The following is a 16,114-nucleotide window of genomic DNA, read 5'->3' as shown; positions in this document are numbered from 1 at the left end:
GTTATGGTTTGCCATTAACCTTCGAGAATGAGCTTGGCACAGCCTCCGTTTGCAAGCATCCTGCAATATGTCTGCGGGCCCGACACATTGCCGGAATCTACCGGCATATTGTCGGCGCTCCGCAGGGCAGCAAATTCACACCGCCATGCGGGCGGAGGCGCTTCACGCAAAGCCGTGTGCGTCGCTCCAAACACAAAAGAGCCCTCACCGCTCCTGCACAAGCCAGGCGGTGAGGGCCTTTGGTCAGACAAGCCTTGCTGCGTCTATTTCAGTGCAGATACAAAACTGTCGTTTAGCACATCAAGCAGATGGTCAGCATTCTGGCGGCTGAACACCATCGACGGCCGCATTTTCAGCACGTTGTCATAAGGGCCTTCCGTGCCCATCAGAATACCGCGCTGGCGTGCTCCATCATTGATGCGCCGCGCTAAATCAGTCGCAGGCGTCTTGGTCTTGCGATCCGTGACCAGCTCAATACCCAGAAACAGACCCTGCCCACGCACATCGCCGATAATTTCAAAACGGTTTTGCATTTTGCGAAAGCCATCGATCAGATAGTTGCCGACGTCCAGTGCGTTTTCACGCAATCCATCACGCTCGATGACATTGAGGACTGCAAGACCCGCGGCACAGGACACCGGATTGCCGCCAAATGTGTTGAAATATTCCATGCCATTGTTGAAACTGTCCGCGATTTCCCGCGTGGTCACCACGGCCGACATTGGATGACCATTGCCGATCGGCTTGCCCATCGTGACAATATCAGGCACGACATCCTGCAGCTCGAATGCCCACCAATGACTGCCAACGCGACCGAAGCCGACCTGCACTTCATCAGCGATGCAAACACCGCCCGCAGCACGCACCATTGCGTAGACCTGTTTCAGATAGCCTTCTGGCAGGAACACCTGACCGGCAACACTTGGAATGGATTCTGCCAGAAAGAAAGAAGGGGCTTTTCCTTGGTGGCGCATGCTATCAATTTTCTCGGCAATATCCTCAGCAAATCTTTTGCCATGATCCTCGAAAGGCCAATCTTGCGGAGCACGATAGCTATCAGGAATCCTGCCTTCATACACATGCTCGGGTCGCCCCTTGCCACCCTTGCGCTTATACTTGTAGGGGCTAAGGTCAATGAGTTCCTGCGTGGTGCCGTGATAAGCCCAGTCAAGGACGATGGCTTCATTGCGACCGGTATGATTGCGCGCCATCCGCAAAGCCAGACTGTTGGCCTCACTTCCTGAGCACGCGAAGGATGCAACAGTCAGCCCCTCAGGCAATGTGGCGGTCAGCCGCTCGGCATATTCGACGATGTTGTCATGCAAGTATCGGGTATTGGTATTCAGAAGACCCGCCTGACGGGCAATAGCATCAACCACCTCTGGATGAGCATGTCCGATGTGGCAGACATTGTTGAAGCAATCGAGATAAGCGCGTCCCCGGTCATCGATCAGCCAGGCACCGTCTCCACGTACGAACTTGATCGGCTCGGAATAAGAGATCGAAAGATTTGGCAGCAATACGTCCTTGCGCCTTTCGATGATTTCGCCGCGGCTTCTCCCCTCTTGAGCAAAAGTTTCTGGTGGAATGCCAGCCAGATCCGCAACATCCGGAAATAAATCAGCCCACACCTTAAGATATGCTGCCTCGCCAACACCGAGGATTTCAGTTGCGGTCAAATTCACATCTGTGGTCATCTCAAAATGCAGATGCGGGGTCCATCCGCCATTCTCATCAATATCACCCATATGGCCAACAAGGTCACCGGGTTGCAGCTTCTGGCCCGTCTTCAGCCTGCCGAGTGCCTCATGGGCCATATGTCCCCAGAGCGTCACGAATGGCGGGCAGTTTTCAGGGTGATGCTCGAGCTTGACCAGACCGCCATAACCAAGCGGCTCATGCTCGATTTCAACACTTGCAACAGTTGCCGCCAGTGGCGTGTAGAGCGGTGTTCCTGCTGGCATGAACAAATCGACACCGAGATGATGAATACGGCGCTGTCCTTCAATGAACCGAGATTGAAATGCCTTGTCGGTATAGACCGTTCGCTTCTCACCCCAGGAACCTATTCCGAGCTCAATATCATTTTGCGCACAAAAATCGTCCCACCATTGCGTCGCTTCTGTTGCGCGTTGCTCCGCCGAGGCCACCGTCATGAAATGCGAAGCATCACCATAGGGCACGATCGCCTTTTTCAACGTGGCCGGCGCAGGGCGAACGATAGGAGCGAATGTTTTCGCATTATCCGACACCCACTTGCGGATGGCCCCTGCTCCATCGATTGCATCAAAGCCGCACGCCTTACGAAGAATCGCCGTAGCAAAGCGCGGGTTCATCGCATCCATCTTTTCCAGAAGACGCCACGCTGGTGCTTCGCTGATCGCAAGATATGGATTGTCATCTGTCTTTTCGCGGCGTGATGCAGAGACGGTCACACTTGTGACAAGGCGCATGGCCATCAGATCGAAGAGAAGGTCGATTTCTTCGGCCTGGAGCGGATAGCGCTCATGAAACCCTTCAGCCAGAGCTGCAGCCGCGCCAATTGGATCTTGCGTATCAAGGGCCGCATAAGCGCAGGCTATTGCGACCTCTGCGATCAAAACCGTATGAACCGCATCACCAAAATCGATCAGACCGGCGATCTTTTCATGATTGTCGTTATCGACAAGAACATTCCAATCATTGGCATCATTGTGAATGACCTGGGCACGCAACCCAGCAAGCTTGGGAGCGACAAAATTCTCAAAGCGCGTGATGAACCGCTCAAGCAATGCCTTCTTATCCGCATCGTTAATATGGTGCAGACGGTCGCGCGCGCGGCCTGCATGGCGCAAATCCCAATCGAGATCACGCAATGCACCCACATGGATGAATCCCTGAAGCGCCTGGTCGAGCTCGCCAAGCGAACGCCCCAGATTGCGCATCAGTCCAAACGTTCTGTTGACTTCGGCCAGCGGGGTTCCCGGCAACCAGCCCACAAGGCGCAGAGCATGTTTTTCGCCACTTTTGCCGGTTGTCAAGGCCAGCACATCTCCTGAAGCACTTGGCTTAAGACGAGGAACGGCGAGACGGGAATGCGCTGCAGAGAGGTGATGAAGCAGCGCCGTCTGGAACTCGCTTTCCAGCTTTGGTTCACTGGCATTGACGATTTTCAGTATCCAGTCAGCATCCGTGCCGGTTTTGAGACGAAAATTACAATCACGCTCGCTGTCGAGTTGAGAGGCCGTTGCATCAACGCCAAAAACGTCTTTCGCCAGTTGTTCTGCGTCAATCGCTGAAAACTGAGGTGCGGGGTGAGAGAGATCAGTCATAGCCAATATTTTTCCAGGTTACATTTCCTGTGGGCAGCTTGGCATGCAAAGGATTTTCGGGCATCAAGTATCCTGTCGGGATAACCGGCACATTGTCGGAATGAACCGGCATATGTCCGGTGACGAACAGGAAGATGATGCGTGAACTTGATGCGAAAGATCGTGAAATACTGGCAATCCTGTCAAAGGAAGCGCGTATCGCGCTGAAAACGCTGGCTGGGCGGATTGGATTGTCGCGAAGCGCCACGAGCGAACGCGTCACCAATCTCGAGCGAAGCGGCGTCATCAGAGGATACCGGGCGGATATCGGTGAGATCGATGCCAATGTCATTCGAGCGGCATTGTTGATCAACCTGCGCCGAACGCCAGCCCATGAATTGCTCGATATCCTGGCCCGTCATCCAGAGGTGCGACGCGTATCGTCGGTGAGCGGTCAGCTTGACCTTATCGTCGAACTTGAAACCGGCTCGATCGACGGTCTTAATCGGGTGCGCGATCTGATTGCAGGCCACGCTATCGTTGAGGACCTCACAACAGCGATCGTTTTACGCCGTGATATTGATCGTGAGCTCAGTTAGCTTCCAAATCTAACACCGGACATGGCCGGATCCCTTGAATGCCACCTAAAATGACGTTATATTGCGTCAAAATAAATGGCTTTGTTTCAAGAGGTCTATATATGGGACTCGCACAATATTCAGACAATGGTCTGTTTGCACCGCGCAAAATCGCAGATGCGCTGCGTACGACAAGTGATGAAGTCGCACGCTCCGCAGGTTTGGGTCGCGATGCCGTGCAACGCAAAGACCGCGTGCAATCCGACAAAACACAAAAACGACTGCGGGAAATGGTAGAAATCCTGAACAAGGTCGAACCACGTTTCGGTTCGGCACTCATGGCTTACGCCTGGTATCGTTCCGAACCATTGGCCGGGTTTTCTGGCCAAACGGCTATGCAATTGGTTCTCACCGGAAGAGCAAGTGAGGTTCTCGACTATATCGATGCCGTTGATGCCGGAGTTCATGCCTAACCGTGTCGCTTGTTTATCGTGACAAACTCTATCGGGCATTAAATCCAGTTTTTGCGCGCGACCCTCTTTCCGGGCGCGGCGCCGCGCTTTTTGGAGGCCGTTTCAACCCAAAAGGGATTCCTGCGCTTTATTCCTCTGTCAGTATAATGACCGCGCTTCGTGAAGCTAACCAGGTTGGCAGCCTGCAACCCGCAACACTCGTCGCCTATGAGGCAGAAATCGATACTCTATTCGATTGCCGCGATGAATCTGCATTACAGAAAATGGGACTGGATGCGTCATTGCTCAGCAACCATGGCTGGCGCGAACAAATGCGTTTGAAGGGAGAGGCGACATCGCAAATTTTCGCGCGGCGCCTCATCGCTGCAGGCTATAACGGCTTGTTGGTGCGGAGCTTTGCTAAAGGCGCGGGCTTGGATGATCTCAATGTCGTATTGTGGCGGTGGGGCTCATCAGCCCCTTCCCGCCTTGTCCTAATCGATGCTGAGAACAGACTATCCCGATAATGTTTGGCGTTTTAGTACCACCCTGCCCGTTGAAGCTAGGGCTCGATTGCAAGTACGCTTCCAGGGTTCATTTGCCGATCAGGATCAATAAGTTCGCGAAGAGATTGCATCAAAGCCATCCGAACCGGGTCCGAGCGGGTCGCGAGTTCTTTGACGAGTTTTCGACCAATCCCGTGTTCTGCCGAAAACGTACCATTGAGTTCATCGACGACATCATGGACGCGCTTCATAATCTCTGTGGTGACCGCAGCGTCATCCTCAATGCAGGACCACTGATGATGGGTGAAATGCGCAATGAAATGAATGTTTCCATCCCCGATATGCGACACAATGAGAATCTCTGCCTGGGGATGGATTTCATGCACCGCTGCACTCGCCCGCTTAATCAGATCAGGAACAAGCGTCGTCCGAACCGCGATATCATGCGAGAGACTATGCCCATGCAGCTTATTGGCTTCCGAAACGGAATGCCTTAAATGCCAGATGTCTTCAGCCTGGGCCTGGCTCTGTGCGATGAAGGCATCGACAACCAGTCCAGCTTCGAACTGCTCAGATAACCACTCTTCGAGTGCTTGATGCAACTGGGCTGTTGGGTCTGCACTGCCGAGCTCCACCAGCAACGACCATTCCGGGCGGCTTTCCAGCGGATGCCTTGCACGAGGAATATGCTGAAGAACCAGATCAACCTGATTGCCTGACAAAAGCTCTGCCGCCTGTACCGCCGTATCAAAGCGGTCCTGCAGACCCATCAACAGGGTCACAGCAGCGTCGAGATCGGGAAGTGCGATCCAGGCATGACCCGAAGAACGCAACATCGGCTGCAAACGCAACGCCGTCGCGGTGATAATACCCAGAGTCCCTTCGGCACCAATGAACAGGTTTTTCAGATCATAGCCCGTGTTGTTTTTGCGAAGCGCCTTCAGATCACTCAAAATGCGACCATCCGGCAACACGACTTCAATGCCGCAAATAAGATCACGAATGGGGCCATAGCGAAGCGCGCTGGTTCCCCCTGCGTTGGTGGAGGCAAGACCGCCCAATTGAGCGCTGCCCTCACTGCCCAGATGCAATGGAATGCGGCGGTCTAAGGCTGCAACGGCGTCATGAGCCGCCGTCAGCGTCAAACCGGCATCGGCGACAATGATATTTGACGCTTTGTCGATCTCGCGGATCGTAACCAAGCGACGCAAAGCCATGACAATTGTAGGCTCTGACCCCGACGGCACCGCGCCCTGACAGAGCCCGGTATTTCCCCCCTGAGGAACAATCTTGCAGGCGTGTTTCGCGGAAAGCTTCATCAAGTCTGAGACCTGTTGGGTGCTGGCAGGCAAAACAACTGCCAGTGCTTCTCCTTTTTCATAACCACGCCAGTCAGTCAGGTACGGTTCTTTGTCATGAGCCTCTGTCAGCACATATTGGCTTCCGATCGCCTGAATAAGGTCGTTCAAGAAAACATCGTTGGAGCTTGGCTTGGACAGCATTTTCTTCCCTGTGAACTCTCAAGAAAAATGGGGGCGTTTTAGATAAAGCGCGTTTTTGTCTGATCCAAGCAGGGTCAGAAATCCGTCCCGTGGACCGGTTTTTCCACTTGGGCGTTTCACACTTGCCTTAACGCACGCTCGTTGATCCACTCCGCCTGGCGGAGTGTGGAAATATCCTCAGCACCTGCAAAGCCCAGAAACAGGCGCAATTCTTCCCTGAACTGCTCAATCATCTCGACAACACCCTCAACACCGCTCGCCGCCAATCCATAAAGCGGCGCACGCCCGAGGAAGATAGCGTCAGCGCCCGCAGCCAAAAGTTTCGCTGCGTCCGAACCACGCCTCACACCGCTATCGGCAAAAAGCGTCTTGTCTGGGCCTACCGCCTCCCGTATCCGTGGCAATACATCCAGCGGTCGAACAGCACTATCAAGGTTTCGACCGCCATGCGCCGATACCACCACGCCATCGCAGCCCAAATCGAAAATCTCGACTGCATCGGTCGCGGAAAGCACTCCCTTGATGAGCAGTTTGTGTGGCCAGCGCTGACGAAGTTCCTTGAGAAAGCCCTGATCAAGAACCATGTCGAGTGCGAAACGTGGATCACGAATGGAACTGGTAACCGCCTTTGCAACATCGCCAGGATAATGTGCATAGGATGGAAATCCGTTGCGCATCCCATAGCGTCCCATGACACCCAATGTCCAACGCGGATGCAGCATGAGGTCGAGGGCAAGCGTCATCGAAGGCTGCAGTGGAACGCCAAAACCATTGCGGCGGTTATGAATTTTTTTCGGCGAGGCCGGCGTATCCACAGTCAGGACCAATGTCTCAACACCACAGGCTCTGGCGCGTTCCAGGAGTTTCCACGTTTCGGAACGGTCCTGCCAAACATAGAGCTGAAACCACAGTTCACTGTCAGGAGCATTTGCCGAGATCTGTTCGATACTTGTCGATGATTGCGTTGCCACGACAAAGGGCAGCGCTGCCTGCTGAGCCGCACGCGCCATCAACACTTCGCCATCATGGCGCACCATTCCAGCGAGCGCTGTCGGCGCAATCACAAACGGACATTTGTGCGTAGCGCTCAAGTATTGCGCCGAGAGATCCGGGGCCGAGACCGGGCGTAAAACGCGGGGTACGATCCGACGGGTGGCAAAGCCATGATGCAGCGCTCTCAAGGCTGTTTCCGCTTCCGTTCCTCGATCAATATATTCAAACAAAGCGCGGGGAAGAAAGCGTTTTGCCTGTTCCCGCGCCTCTGCAAAATCAAGAAATTGCGCCCCGCCTGCCATAATCTATGCGATCTCCTGGGCCCGCAAACCCTCAATGGCCTCATCAATGAGTTGCTGTGTCGCCGCACTCGGCGCCTTCAACGGCAATGACACCGGGCCAACAGGCAGTCCCAAAAGCCCCATCATGGTTTTGAGCGGGCCAGGATTGACCTCATTGAACAGCGCCGCAAAAGTCGGCAGAAGTTTTTGATGCAGTGCGATCCCCTCAGCAAGCCTGCCTGAGGCAAGTGTATCGTGGATCTGCGTCCAATAGGCCGGCAACATCGGTGCGCTGGCCAGAATACCACCCGTTGCCCCATGCATGATATGGATCACATACATCATGTCGTCGCCAGACAGCAGCGCAATACGATCGCCGATTGCCGCCGACAGACGCTGGAAGTAATAGGCATCCGTATTGCAGATCTTGGCACCGATAATGGTGCCATCCTCACCCAGGGTCTTTAGCGTATCGACGGCTGTGACAAAGCTGGTGCGCGCCGGAACGTCATAATAGACAAGCGGCAAATCAACCGTGCTGCGGTAGGCGCGAAAATAATCGATGACACCCTGCTGGCTCGGTATCACGTAAAACGGCGTCACCAGCAGCAGCGCATCGGCACCTGCCTCCTTGAACGCGCGCCCATGGTCGACAGCTTCGGCCCAGCCGGGAGAAACAACGCCGGCAACGACCGGAACACGACCCTTGACGAGCCGTACCGTTTCGCGGACCATCGCGATCCGGGTCTGCATCGAAAGCGCGGTAAACTCTCCGGTGCCTCCGACCGGTGCCAGGCCCTTGGCGCCACCTGCGATATTGGCCTCGATGAGGGTTTGAAGCGCCGCAACATCAAGCGCACCGTCTTCGGTCAATGGTGTCGGAATGGCAGGAAACATGCCCTTTAGATCGAAATGCTTCATTGTCGATGATCCAGTGTCTGGTCAGGTGATTAATGTTCAACCTTGGAAAGGAAACTCTTGAGACGTTCGGTTTCGGGATGCTTGAGCACCCGGTCAGGTGCGCCGGTTTCCACAACATGCCCGGCCTCCATGAAAATGACCTTGGATGCGACATTGCGGGCGAAGCTCATCTCATGGGTCACCACAATCATCGTGGTTCCCTCCGCAGCCAGCCCCTGCATCACGTCGAGAACCTCGCCGACCAGTTCTGGATCGAGCGCTGATGTCGGCTCGTCAAAAAGCATCACTTCCGGCTCCAGTGCCAGAGCACGAGCGATCGCCACACGCTGCGCCTGACCACCCGAAATCTGGCGCGGATAAAGATCAACCTTGTCTGACAATCCCACCCGCTTGAGCAGTTTCAGTGCCAGGTCGCGCGCCTCGTCCTTGCTCTTGAGTTTATTGAGCAAAGGGCCTGACATGACGTTCTGCAGCACAGTCATATGGGGAAAAAGATTGAAGCCTTGAAACACCATCCCCGTCTTCATGCGGAAACGCGCTTTCACCCGCTCCGGATATTTGCTCTTGGGATTGAATTCAAGGCGGTTCCCGGCCACCTCGATCAGGCCCTCCGTCGGTTGTTCAAGCAGATCAAGACAACGAAGCAGGGTTGATTTCCCGCAGCCCGACGGGCCGATGAGCACGGCGACATCGCCGCGCTCCACGACAAGGTCGATGCCGCGTAGCACCTCATGTGTGCCAAATGTCTTGCGCAGATTCTGAACTCTGATCATCGCTGCCGCCTTTAATGTTTGATTTCGAAACGGTTCGCTATCAGCGTCACAGGTGTGAGGATCGCCAGATAGAGCAGCGCCGCAAAGGTGTAAACTTCCAGCGGCCGGTAGGTTTCCATCGTCAGGCTGCCAGCCGCATACATGAGATCCGGCACCGCCACCACAGAGAGAAGCGAGGTGTTTTTAAGCTGCAAAATGGTCTGACTGACAATCGGCGGGATCATCCGCCGTGTTGCTTGCGGCAGAATGATGTGGCGCATCTTGGTGACATAGGAAAAACCAAGTACCGTTGAGGCTTCCCACTGGCCGCGGTCGATGGAAATGACGCCAGCTCGAAATATCTCCGCTGAAAATGCCGCCATATACAAGGTCAAGCCGAGACCGGCTGCAAACCAGTCCGGCAAGGTATAACCGGTCAGCATTGGCAGCGCGTAAAAGAACCAGACAATCTGAACCAAGAGCGGCGTGCAACGAAACAGATGGATATAGGCGTTAATGATCAAGGTCAGTACCGGAACCCGTGCTACCAGAGCCAGCCCCAGAAACACGCCGATCAACAGACCAGCCAAGGAGGTGACAGCTGCGTAGGCGACCGTCACACCGATCGCATTGAGCCACAATTGTCCGTCCTGAATAACGGACCAGTCAAATTGATACATCCGAATGCACTCCCATTATTGCGGCGGCACCGAATCCGGATCAGGCAGCCTTTTTCTGGGAGCTAGCCTGATTCGATATAAGCACCAAGTTTTTTTACACAAAAGTATCTTTTTAATCGCCATGCGATCATTCTCAATCGCATAGCGATCTTTTATGATCTTTTTTTTATTTTTATCGCTGTTTTGCCGAGAAGAAGCGCTTTGAAATGATTTTTCTCTTGTCGCGGAAGACGCAATGACCACAAGGTGGCTCTGGTCAGATCAAGCCCTCCACAGAAGGGCAGTTGAAGGGAATGAACACAATGTTGAAAACACTCACCGCAGCGCTTTTGGGCTTCGTCGGCATCACAATCGCCGCACCGGCGAGCGCTGAATCCGTATGGGACAAGATCGAGCGGACCGGCGAAGTGGTGTGCGGCGGCGTTAGAAACTATCCGCCAACCTCCTTCCATGTCGGTGGCGAACTCGAATATGCTGGCTATGGTCCGCGGGTCTGTCGTCAAATGGCAGCCGATCTGGGCAAGGCAATGGGCAAGGATCTCAAGCTGAAATGGCGTGAAGTGACCTGGCAGAGCATTGTGCTCGACCTGCAATCGGGTCGTCTCGACATTTTCCCCGGCATGACAGCAACCGAAGAGCGCAAGAAGGCGCTGGCGATGGCTGGCCCGGTCTGGCAGATGTCCGACTGCGTGATCGGTGCCAAGGGCAAGGAGCCGATGAAAACATGGGCCGAGTATAATTCTCCCAATGTCACCTTTGCGATGGTGACCGGCGCCGCACAGACCGCCTTCATCAAGAAAGACATGCCTGAGGCCAAGATCATGAGCCTGAAGGAGATGAGCGAGGCCATCATGGCCGTTCAATCGGGTCGCGCTGACTACATGCTGCAGGAACTTCCGATCTGCATGAAGACCTTCGAAAGCGCGCGCGGCGCGTTCTCAAGCTACACATTGCCAGAACCCGTTCACGGCATCCCGGTCTCCGCCGCCACCCGTAAGGACGAGGACGGGCGCATCCAGCAATTCCTGCAGACATGGGCCGACGAGAACCGCAGCAAGCAAACCATTGTGCCGCTGCTTCTGGAAGGTTTCAAAGATGCGGGGATGGATGTCACGACGCTGCAAGGTATCCGTTTCTAACACCGCCAAAGAAGGTGCCGCAGTGCGGCATCTTCCTGATCCGCGCTTCCTGCAGCTTTTGATTGTGGAGACGTCAAAAAAGTCTCTTCGCTCTTCAAGAACACAGAGTAAAAGATTGACGTGAGAGTGGTATCGGCAATGCCATCGCAGCCAGAGGACAGGCATGTATGGGACTGAACGAAGACGAGCATGATGACCCGATGATGGTCCGGGCGGTCGAAAAAGCTTTCCGCGTTCTGGAAGCGTTCGACCCCCTGCATCCGCGCCAGACACTGACGCAACTCGCGCAACGCGCAGGAATCGATCGCTCGGCCGCGCAGCGCTTCGCCCATACCTTGCTTGCGCTTGGCTATTTGCAAAAAGTCCCTGGCAGCAAGACCTATGAGCTTGCGGCCAAGTCTCTCAACATGGCCTATCGCTACACCCGTTCAAGCCTGCTGGTGCAAAGGGCACATCCCTATCTGCTTCATCTCAACCGCAGCACCGGCGAAACCATCTCGCTCACGCTGCTTGACGATACCGATATCATCTATCTCGCCCGCTATCTCTCGGCCAATACGCTCGACAATGACGTCATTGTCGGCAGCAGGCTTCCCGCCTATTGTTCGGCAGCCGGTCTGGTCTTTCTCGCCGGACTGGAGGATGCCAGAATTCACGATATTCTTGCGCGCAGTGACCTGCGTGCCTATACGCCTAAAACCGTTTTTGATCGCGAAAAGATCTGGCGGCGCATCGCAGAGACAAGACAGCGCGGTTTCGCCATCGCCGAGGAACAGGTCTATACCAACGACATTGCGCTGGCCGCACCCATCTATCTGCCGGACGGATACACGACAGCCGCCGCCGTCCTTGCTGCCTCCAATCTGCGCTACAATGAAGACACCCTCGTCCGGCAATTTGTGCCGATGATGATTTCGGCCACCCGTTCCGTCACACAGATCCTGGCTTAGTCTCGGACGACTGCGCGGCAATCTCCACCCGGTTCTTGCCGTTCGATTTGGCTTGATAAAGCGCCCGATCCGCCTTGCGCAGTAGGCTCTCGAAGCTCGATGAGGTCGCCCTCTTTTGAGCAACGCCGATCGATACTGTCACCCGCAATGGCTCCTCATCGACCATGAAAGGGCTTTCCGCGATCGTCCGACGGATGGCTTCGGTGGCGATCAGCGGCAGTGCGCTGTTGCGCTCACCAAAGATGATGACAAATTCCTCGCCGCCCGAACGGGCGACAAAATCATCGGCCTGCATGCTCGTCTGCAGACAGGCCGCAACATGCTTGAGCACCTGATCGCCGACCTCATGGCCATGATTGTCATTGATCCGCTTGAAGTCATCAATATCAAGGACCGCCACCACATGCGGCACCTGCAAATGCCTGACCCTTTCAAATCGGTCCGTCCCTACATCGTTCAATGTTCGACGATTGGGCAGTCCGGTGAGATAATCCTTTGAGGCCACCCGTTCCCAGCGGCGACGCACCTGATCGGTACACATCAGGATAAAGGCCGTGGTGCCGATAATCGGCAGGATAGCCAGAAATACCGGGGTGATGGTATTCATCCAGTTGCTGTTATCAGCAATGTCGAGCTGCGCTCCAGCCTCTGTCGCTATATAGAACAGCGCCCTGAGCGCGGTTAAAATCAACGCAGCGCAGTAAAGCGAGATCAGCATGATACGGCTGCGCGATCCATCACGGTGGCGCTTGTCGGCAAGCAGCCGAATACTGGCTGCCATCAGCCAGATCCAGACAACCGAAACCACCACAATCCGCGCCAGCGTGTCTGGAACAATCACCAGAAAATACAGGAAAACTGTCATGCCAAGACCAAAGATCAGCCATGGAAACAGATTGCCGCCGAGATTCTGGAATGTTCTGATCGCCCGGTAATAAAGGCAGAGCCCTGCAAAAAGACAACTATTGGCGACCAGCACCGACAGGGTACGGGGCAGCCAGCCGCCCACTGCAAAGGTCACGCAGCCCGCAGCAACGACAAGCGTTGCCCACATCCAGTTCATCGCAGCCGGTCGCAGCGAGACAGGAAAATCGCGGTTGATCGCACTGAGCATCCCGCCATTGGCAAGGATGATCATCGTGACGGTTAAATAAACAGATTTTGCGTCCACCCTGCCCCCTTGCTCTTGCCTCGCATTCCGTTACCGCTCCTGCCACTCGACAACAAGGCGTCCGCTCTCGCTCCATGCAGCACCGCAGCCGCCACATTCATATTGCCTGCAGACAGAAGCGTAAAGCAGAATAGATTTGCTGTAATATTGAGCATTCGCGCCCTGTCGCCTTCTCCGGTCTTGCTGAGCGCGGCACTTTCACACTTATTCAGCTCCCATTCATCGTCTTTTCGCTAACGAAGTCGTGATCTCGCCGGATTTTGCGCTCAAGCAATGCCATGCAACAGCGCAGCCGGTCCGATATGCGCCACCGCCCTGTTGGCCAAAGCTGCGACTGCCGTCCTTAAGGAGAGGGATTATGAAAATTCGTTCCAAGCTTCTCGCAACCGTTGTTCTGCCAGCACTCTCTGCATCCGTGATGATGCAGCCAGTCAACGCACAACGGCTGAGCGAGCCAGTCATTCTGCTTGCGCAAGAGAGCGGTGAGCAAGATTCCGACGCGGAAGCGCTCAGGCAGCAGCAGGCCGAAGAAATGCAGCGGGCAGCCGAAGAGGCGCAACGGGAGGCTGCCGAGCAGCAACGCGCGGCAGACGAAGAAACCCGACGCAACGCTGAAGAACAACAGCGCGCAGCACAGCAAGAAGCGGACCGACAGGCGCAGGAACAGCAGCGCGCTGCTGAACAAGCGCAGCGTGAAGCCGCAGAGCAGCAACGCGCGGCAGACGAACAAAATGCCATCGAAGAGGAAGCTCGTCGCAAGCAGGCTGAGGATGCGGCCCGGCAGGCCGCCGAGCAACAAAAAGTGGCGGAAGAACAAGCAAAACGTGAAGCCGAGCAGCAACAAAAAGCCGCTGATGAGCAAGCGCAGCGTCAGGCTGAAGAGCAAAGACAGGCCGAGGAGAAGGCTCGTCGCGAAGCGGCAGAACAGCAGCCGAGCATTGAGCAGCAAAAGACGATAGAGGACGAAGCCAAAAGAAAGGCACGCGAAGCGACAGAACCCGCACCCTCGCAGGACAATGCGCAACCCGCGCCGCCACCGCAGGAACAGGCGCCGCAGGCCGATCCGCAGCCACCCGCAGCGCAGCAGCCACAACAGCCACAACAGCCACAAGCCCCTGAGCCGGATCCCGAACAACCCGCCGCGCCGCCACAACAATCTGACGCGCCTGCACTGCCCGACAATCCTCAGGCGCCCGCAGATACGGGCGCTCCGGCAAGCCCCGACACCGATAGCGGCGCCAAGCCGCAAGAGCAACCTGAAGGTGAGAAGCCGCAAGTTGTGCCGCCGGAAAATGCCGCACAGAATCCGCCTTCTGAAATCATCGACGAACGCACGCCGGAACTCAAGGAGCAGATTGCTCGCGATCCAGCCAGCACGGACGAGACCGTCGTGCTGCCGGTCGAAAACGGGGCTGCCATTCTCGATAGCGACAAAGATGCTGACAATTTCGGCGGTAAACAATCGCGGGAAGAGCGCCGCAAATTGCGGGAGCAGCAGCGTGCGACAGAGGAGCAGAAGCTGCCGCCCCCAGTTGATGACGCTGCAGCTCAGGTCGAAATTCCAGATAATCTGAAGGCCGCACTACCGCAAAAAGTTGAGGCAAACCTCAAAGAGGAAGGCACACGCGTCAAAGACGCGCCGGCTTTCATGGTTCCTGAGACGACAAACATCGTCAATAACACGGTCGTTAACAACACTGTCATCAACAACACGACAGTCAACAACACGACTATCAACGACAACGTGACGAATGTGAAGATCATCGAGCAGATCGATAACCGGGTCATTCTGGATGCCGGCGATCGCATCTTTGTGCGTGGCGACGATCGTCCTCGCCTGCGCCGCAATGCTGAGAACACCTATTATGATGAGCTGCCCCGTGGGCGCTTGCGCGAGACGATTGTGCGCCCTGGCGGGCATGAAATCGTAACGGTTTATGACCGTTATGGCGATATCCTGCAGCGCTCTCGCATTGACCGCGATGGAAATGAATATCTGATGATTTATGCGCCTGAGTATGACGATAGCCCGCGTGCGGCAATCTTCGACGTCGGCTATGATCTGCCTCCGATGCGACTGACAATTCCGGTCAACGACTACATTATCGATGTGGCGCAGGATCCGGAGCGCGACTTCTACGACTTTTTGGCAATGCCACCTGTGGAGCGTGTTGAACGCGTCTATACCATCGATGAGGTGCGGCACTCCGCACGCCTGCGGGATAAAGTGCGCCGCATCGATCTCGATACGATCCATTTCGCCACCGGCAGTGCCGAGGTGTCCTTGTCACAGGCCAAGACACTGCGAAAGGTCGCCAATGCCATGCAAAAGGTCTTGGCCAAGGATCCTGGCGAAACCTTCTTCATTGAAGGCCATACAGATGCTGTCGGCTCTGATCGTTCCAACCTGGTTCTCTCAGATCGGCGCGCGGAATCGGTCGCAAACCTCCTGACCGAGGTTTACGACATCCCGGCAGAAAATCTGGTCACACAAGGTTATGGCGAGCGCTTTCTGAAAATCCGCACCCAGGCAGCGGAACAGGAAAACAGACGCGTCACGATCCGACGTGTCACACCGTTGGTTCGACCTGTCGCACAACGTTGATCATCGCATTTTCAGGGCCAGATCTCGTATCTGGCCCTTTTTTTTAGGAAGGGCGGAAATACGTCATTTGCCTGATAGATAATATGAGCAGAACTTCATATAGACTTTGTATAAACCCGGTAATGTTTGAATATGAAGAAACATCAGGCACAGGCAAACATTGGCTCGAGCGATCCGGTTAGGAATGAGAAGCCTGTTATTTTAATGTACTGGAGCGTGCCAGAAAGCACATTTTTACGGCGCGTTGGAATTAACTGAAGGAACTGGTTCGCAATGCAATCGATCTATGCGAGG

Annotated in this window: 13 protein-coding genes; 6 read left to right on the top strand and 7 right to left on the bottom strand. The window is 55.2% G+C overall.

Going from position 1 to position 16,114, the window contains the following annotated elements:
- Positions 1 to 263: 263 nt before the first annotated feature.
- Positions 264 to 3,311 carry an aminotransferase class III-fold pyridoxal phosphate-dependent enzyme gene (locus RT142_RS12840; protein ID WP_112805344.1) on the bottom strand — a complete coding sequence of 1,016 codons (3,048 nt, stop codon included), beginning with the start codon at positions 3,309 to 3,311 and terminating at the stop codon, positions 264 to 266.
- Positions 3,312 to 3,448: 137 nt separating this feature from the next.
- Here RT142_RS12840 and RT142_RS12835 point away from each other — a divergent pair, with 137 nt between their 5' ends.
- From RT142_RS12835 to RT142_RS12825, 3 genes are all read left to right on the top strand, one after another.
- Positions 3,449 to 3,889, top strand: coding sequence for an Lrp/AsnC family transcriptional regulator (locus RT142_RS12835; protein ID WP_007881075.1), 441 nt, complete (start codon positions 3,449 to 3,451; stop codon positions 3,887 to 3,889).
- Positions 3,890 to 3,990: 101 nt separating this feature from the next.
- Positions 3,991 to 4,341 (top strand): MbcA/ParS/Xre antitoxin family protein, encoded by a 351-nt coding sequence (locus RT142_RS12830; RefSeq protein WP_112805342.1) that lies wholly within the window; start codon positions 3,991 to 3,993, stop codon positions 4,339 to 4,341.
- A 2-nt stretch (positions 4,342 to 4,343) separates the two neighbouring features.
- Positions 4,344 to 4,847: an RES family NAD+ phosphorylase gene (locus tag RT142_RS12825; protein WP_112805340.1), complete on the top strand. Its 504-nt coding sequence runs from the start codon at positions 4,344 to 4,346 to the stop codon at positions 4,845 to 4,847.
- Positions 4,848 to 4,882: 35 nt separating this feature from the next.
- Here the strand turns inward: RT142_RS12825 and RT142_RS12820 are convergent, their stop codons facing one another.
- The 5 genes from RT142_RS12820 to RT142_RS12800 form a co-directional block, all read right to left on the bottom strand.
- Complete coding sequence (locus RT142_RS12820) at positions 4,883 to 6,328, bottom strand: FAD-binding oxidoreductase (protein WP_313029025.1); 1,446 nt, start codon at positions 6,326 to 6,328, stop codon at positions 4,883 to 4,885.
- A gap of 116 nt (positions 6,329 to 6,444) precedes the next feature.
- Positions 6,445 to 7,623, bottom strand: a complete 1,179-nt coding sequence (locus RT142_RS12815) for an alpha-hydroxy acid oxidase (RefSeq protein WP_112805336.1) — start codon at positions 7,621 to 7,623, stop codon at positions 6,445 to 6,447.
- A 3-nt stretch (positions 7,624 to 7,626) separates the two neighbouring features.
- Positions 7,627 to 8,523 carry a dihydrodipicolinate synthase family protein gene (locus RT142_RS12810; protein ID WP_112805334.1) on the bottom strand — a complete coding sequence of 299 codons (897 nt, stop codon included), beginning with the start codon at positions 8,521 to 8,523 and terminating at the stop codon, positions 7,627 to 7,629.
- Positions 8,524 to 8,552: 29 nt separating this feature from the next.
- On the bottom strand, positions 8,553 to 9,296 hold the full coding sequence (locus RT142_RS12805) for an amino acid ABC transporter ATP-binding protein (RefSeq protein ID WP_112805332.1): 744 nt from the start codon (positions 9,294 to 9,296) through the stop codon (positions 8,553 to 8,555).
- Positions 9,297 to 9,307: 11 nt separating this feature from the next.
- On the bottom strand, positions 9,308 to 9,955 hold the full coding sequence (locus RT142_RS12800) for an amino acid ABC transporter permease (protein ID WP_112805329.1): 648 nt from the start codon (positions 9,953 to 9,955) through the stop codon (positions 9,308 to 9,310).
- A gap of 302 nt (positions 9,956 to 10,257) precedes the next feature.
- On the opposite strand from RT142_RS12800, the gene RT142_RS12795 reads away from it, so the two are divergent.
- Both RT142_RS12795 and RT142_RS12790 read left to right on the top strand, forming a co-directional pair.
- Entirely contained in the window at positions 10,258 to 11,094 is an 837-nt protein-coding gene (locus RT142_RS12795) for a transporter substrate-binding domain-containing protein (protein ID WP_162699540.1), read from the top strand.
- Between the two features lie 167 nt (positions 11,095 to 11,261).
- The gene (locus RT142_RS12790; protein ID WP_112805324.1) at positions 11,262 to 12,044 is read left to right on the top strand and encodes an IclR family transcriptional regulator; all 783 of its coding nucleotides are present in this window, start codon (positions 11,262 to 11,264) and stop codon (positions 12,042 to 12,044) included.
- Here the strand turns inward: RT142_RS12790 and RT142_RS12785 are convergent.
- Complete coding sequence (locus RT142_RS12785; protein WP_162733867.1) at positions 12,025 to 13,215, bottom strand: GGDEF domain-containing protein; 1,191 nt, start codon at positions 13,213 to 13,215, stop codon at positions 12,025 to 12,027. The genes RT142_RS12790 and RT142_RS12785 overlap by 20 nt on opposite strands.
- A gap of 358 nt (positions 13,216 to 13,573) precedes the next feature.
- Here RT142_RS12785 and RT142_RS12780 point away from each other — a divergent pair, with 358 nt between their 5' ends.
- On the top strand, positions 13,574 to 15,820 hold the full coding sequence (locus RT142_RS12780; protein WP_313029015.1) for an OmpA family protein: 2,247 nt from the start codon (positions 13,574 to 13,576) through the stop codon (positions 15,818 to 15,820).
- Positions 15,821 to 16,114 lie beyond the last annotated feature (294 nt).

The organism is Brucella sp., from assembly GCF_032066345.1.
GTDB lineage: Bacteria > Pseudomonadota > Alphaproteobacteria > Rhizobiales > Rhizobiaceae > Brucella > Brucella pseudogrignonensis.
Note: the sequence above shows the minus strand (reverse complement) of the source record. Positions and strands in the feature narration are given on the sequence as shown.